The sequence below is a fragment of the Enhygromyxa salina genome, from assembly GCF_000737335.2.
GTDB lineage: Bacteria > Myxococcota_A > Polyangia > Nannocystales > Nannocystaceae > Plesiocystis > Plesiocystis salina_C.
On the sequence record NZ_JMCC02000215.1, the window covers coordinates 1 to 4713 of the forward strand.

Annotated in this window: 1 protein-coding gene; it reads left to right on the top strand. The window is 72.8% G+C overall.

Annotated features, from left to right (window positions below; translation table 11 throughout):
* Positions 1–293: 293 nt before the first annotated feature.
* Positions 294–4713, top strand: a 4420-nt coding sequence (locus DB30_RS40080) for an SDR family NAD(P)-dependent oxidoreductase (RefSeq protein ID WP_146662848.1), incomplete at its 3' end; no start/stop codon positions are given.

Below are 4713 nucleotides of genomic sequence, written 5' to 3' on the forward strand. Positions count from 1 at the left end.
TGTTCGTTGGGGTGGCCCCCTTCTAGGCCCGCTCCGCGGCCGGCGTCGAGCCGAGCGCCGCAACGACCCGCTCCGCGGCCAGTGTCGAGCCGAGCGTCGCAACGACGCGCTCCACGGCCAGCGTCGAGCCGAGCGTCGCAACGACCCGCTCCGCGGCCAGCGTCGAGCCGAGCGCCGCAACGACCCGCTCGGCGGCCGGCGTGGAGCCGAGCGCCGCAAGCCCGCGCGAGCTGCCGCTCGAGGTGGCCGCAGAGCCGGTGTGTTTCCGACCGAGTGATCAGCCCCATGCCGCAGTGGCGAGCCTCGCCGCGCCGTCGCGGGTGTTGCTCTGGGATCCCGAGAACGCCCGCGCCGACAGCTGGCGGCGCGTGATCCCGGTCGTCCACGCGCGCCCCCGAGCGGGCTTTGGCGAGGCCGCGGACGGACGCTTCAACGTCGATCCCCGCCAGGCCGACGCGCTCGCCCGGCTGTTCGCCGACGTCGGCGATCTCGACGTGGTGGTGTGGGTCCACAGCAACACCATGACGGTGCGCGAGCGGGAGCTCGGGCTCGCGGGGGTGCTGCGCTGGCTCGCGCACCCGCGGGTCCGACCCCAGCGCCTGGTGCTCATCGGCGACGAGACCGCCGCGCTCGGCTTCGACGGGATCGTGGCCACGATCGCGGCAGAGTGGCGGGGCGTGGTCGCCAAGGTCGTGATCGTCGACGATCTCGCCCCCTCCCCCGTCGTGGACGCGGCGCTCCTGGCTGAGCTGCGCGATCCAGCGCCGGTGGTTCGGATCGACGCCGCGGGCCGTCGCAGCGTCCGCGCGTGGGCGCTCGTCGAGCCCGCGTCGGCGCCGACGCTCGCCGCAGACGTCGCTAGCTGGCCACCGGGGGCCGGTGCGCTGATCAGCGGCGGTCTTGGGGCCTTCGGTCGGCGGGTCGCGGCGCACCTGGCTCGGGCCGGCGTCGAGCGCCTGGTGTTGTTTGGGCGGTCGAGCCTGGACGACTCTGGCCGCGAACAGATCGCGGCGCTCGAGCAGCTCGGGGCGCGTGTGCTCTACCTGCCCGTCGACATCACCGAGGCGGCGCCCATGGCAGCGATCAAGCCGATCGTCGAGGGTTTTTGTCCGCGCCCGCGCGCGGTGATCCACTGCGCCGCCTCCCAGCACGACGCGCTGCTGCAGGATCTCGACGACGACGCGTGGGAGCAGGCGCTGGCGACCAAGCTGACCGGCGCGCGCAACCTGGACACGCTGACCGCAGACGCCGAGCTCGATCGCTTCGTGGTCTGCAGCTCGATCGTTGGGCTGTTTGGGATCCGTGGCCAGGCCGCCTACGCCCGCGCCAACGGGCTGCTCAACGACTTCGTGGTCGCGCGCGCGCAGGCGGTGCAGCGCGGCGAGCGACGCGGCGCGAGCGTGTCGCTGTGCTGGCCGTTCCTCGCCGGGGGTGGGATGCCGGCGACGCCGCTCACCCTCGCGGCGATGGCTGCCCACGGCTTGGTGCCAGTGCCCGACGACCGGGCCCTCGCGTGGTTGGATCAGCGCGGTGGTGACTCGGGTGTGTTCGCGCTGCTCTATGGCGAGCGGGCCCGGATCCTCGAGCTGCTTGGCCACACCCCCGAGCGCGTGGCGACCCGCCCAAGCCCGACAAGTCAGCCCGCGAGCCAGGTGCCTGCGCCTGCGTCCAACGCCGCGCCCTCCCCCGCGCCCGCGTTGCTCGCGTGGCTGCGAGAGCGCATGGGTCGGGCGCTCGCGCTCGCGCCCGAGCGGATCGATCCCGGGGAGCCGTTCGAGAGCTACGGCCTCGACTCGATCATGATCCACGACATCAACGCGGCCCTCGAGATCCACCTCGGGGCCGCGTGCTCGAAGACCTTGTTCTTCGAGCACACGACGCTCGAGCAGGTCTGCGCGGCGCTGCTGAAGACGCACGGCGACCGCTGCCTTGGCCAAGATGCGTCGCCGGGCGCGGCTCCGGTCATCGAGCTTGGCCACGGCTTGGCGCAGGGATCGGCCACGCCCATCGCGATCGTTGGCGTCGCCGGGCGCTACCCCGAGGCCGATGATCTGGACGCGCTGTGGGCCAACCTCGTCAGCGGCCGCGACTGCGTGGGCGAAGTGCCGCGCGAGCGCTGGGACATCGACGCGTTCTTCGACCCAGATCGACGGACCCCGGGCACCACGTACACGCGCTGGGGTGGGTTCCTCGCGAACGTCGAGCGCTTCGATCACCGCCTGTTCAAGATCGCACCGCGAGAGGCGCGACAGATGGATCCGCAAGAGCGGCTGCTGCTGCAGACCGCGTGGGCGGCCCTCGAGCACGCTGGCTACTCGCGCGAGAGCTTCATGGACCGCGACGGCGAGCGCCGCAATCGCGTGGGGGTGTATGCGGGGGTGACCTGGGGTGGCCATCAGCTCCACGCAGCCGAGGCTTGGGGTCGCGGCGAGCGAGTGACCCTGGACTCGTCGTTTTGGTCGATCGCCAACCGCATCTCGTGGTTCTTCAATTTCCACGGCCCAAGCATGCCGGTCGACACGGCCTGCTCGGCGTCGCTGGTTGCGATCGCGCTGGCTTGCGAGGCGATCCACCGCGGCGAGATCGAGCTGGCCGTCGCGGGCGGGGTGAACCTCTATCTGCACCCCTCGAAGTACCTGACGATCGCCAGCCAGGGGTTCGCGTCGAGCGACGGGAAGTGCCGCGCGTTTGGCCACGGCGGCGACGGATACGTGCCCGGCGAGGGCGTGGGCGCGGTGATCCTCAAGCCGCTCGCGCACGCCGAGCGCGACGGCGACTTCATCCACGCGGTGCTCCGCGGCTGGGCGATCAACCACAACGGGACCACCAACGGCTACAGCGTGCCCAGCCCGCATGCGCAGGCCGAGGTCGTGACCGAGGCGCTGCGTCGCGGCGGGATCGATCCGCGAAGCGTCAGCTATGTCGAGGCCCACGGGACCGGCACCGCGCTTGGGGATCCCATCGAGATCGCCGGGCTCAACCAGGCTTACGGACGCGCAGACAGCCCCTGGTGTGGGATTGGGGCGATCAAGTCGAACATCGGTCACCTCGAGTCGGCGGCAGGGATCGCGGGCTTGACCAAGGTGCTCTTGCAGATGCGGCACCGCCAGCTGGTGCCGACCCTGCACGCCGAGAGGCTCAACCCCAGCTTGGATCTCGAGCGCAGCGCGCTTCGCATTCAGCGGCGGGCCCAGGCGTGGGTGGCCCGGCCCGGCGAGCCGCTGCGCGCGGGCGTGAGCTCGTTTGGCGCCGGGGGTGTCAACGCCCACGTGGTCGTAGAAGACTACGCTCGCGCCAACCACAGCAACCCCGCGCGCCCGCAGTGCCTGGTGTTGTCGGCCCAGACCGCCGCGCAGCTGCGGACCCTTGCCGAGCGCCTGCGCGCGCAGCTGGTGAGCGAGCCCGTGTGTCTGGCCAGCGTCGCCTTCACCCTGCAGACCGGCCGCGCGGCGCTGAGCGAGCGGCTGGCGTGGCTGGCCGCAGATCGCGAACAAGCCATCGCCGGCCTCGATGCATTCTTGGCGGGCGATCGCGCCGAGGCGTGGGGGACCAAGCTGTGGCGCGGTCAGGTCACCGGCCGCCCGCGCAGCGATCCCGCGGGGTTGGCCGAGGCCCAGGCGTGGTTGGAGGCGGGGACGCTCGCGCAGATCGGGCGCGCGTGGGTCGAGGGGCGGCCGATTCCGTGGGCGATCTACCACCCGCCCGCGCAGCGAAGGCGGGTCCCGCTGCCGACCTATCCGTTCGCGGGCGAGCGCCTGTGGACGCCCGACCGGTTCGCGTGGACCCAGCGGCCGGACGCGCCCAACGAGCTTGGCAACGAAGCCGTGCCGCTTGGCGCGACCATGATCGTGCCGAGCTGGTCGCCGCGAGCCCTGGCCGCGCTGCCCGAGTCGCCGGCGCACGCAGGCGACACGCTGGTCTTGTTTGGCGCCCAGCTGGGCCCCCACCGCGAGCGGATCCTCGCCCAGCTCGGCCTCCTCGATCCCGTGGTGGTCACCCGGGGGCCCAGCTGGCGGCGCGACGCTGACCGGCAATTCACGGCGGATCTCGACGACGAAGCGCAGGCGGAGGCGCTGCTCGAGGCGCTTGGGCCGGGGGTCACGCGGATCCTGGATCTGCGCGATCTCGACGCCCCCGATCCCGATCCCAGCGCGCTCCCGCTTGGACGCCTGCGGCTGCTGCAGCGGTGGATCGCCAACGGACGGCGCTGCGCGCTGCGCCTGGTCCATGTCCACGTTGACCGCACCCACGCGGGCCAGGGCTTTGACGGCCGCGCCGCGCTGCTCGCCGGGCTGCTGCCGGTGCTCGACGCCGAGTACAGCGGGCTCTCGACCCTGGATCTCGAGCTCGATGACGACACCTTGGATCCCCACACGACGCAGGCGCTGGCGGAGCTGCTGGGTCGGGGGTCCGGTCGCCTGCGCCTGCGCGCGGGGGTGCTCGAGGAGCAGACCTTGGCCCCGATCCCCGCTGCGGAGCAGGTCGCGCTGGGGTCGACCGGGCCAACGCTCGCCCCGGAGTCGATCTACATGCTCAGCGGCGGGACCGGCGGGATCGGCCTGGCGATCGCCCGCGCGCTGGTGGCCCGCGGCGCCCGTCGGCTGGCGCTGCTCGAGCGCGGCACCCCCCGCAGCGACGCGCAGCAAGACGCCCGCGAGGCGGCCCTGCGCGAGCTCGAGCAGGGCCGCCTCGCGGGCAGATCGGAAGAGCACA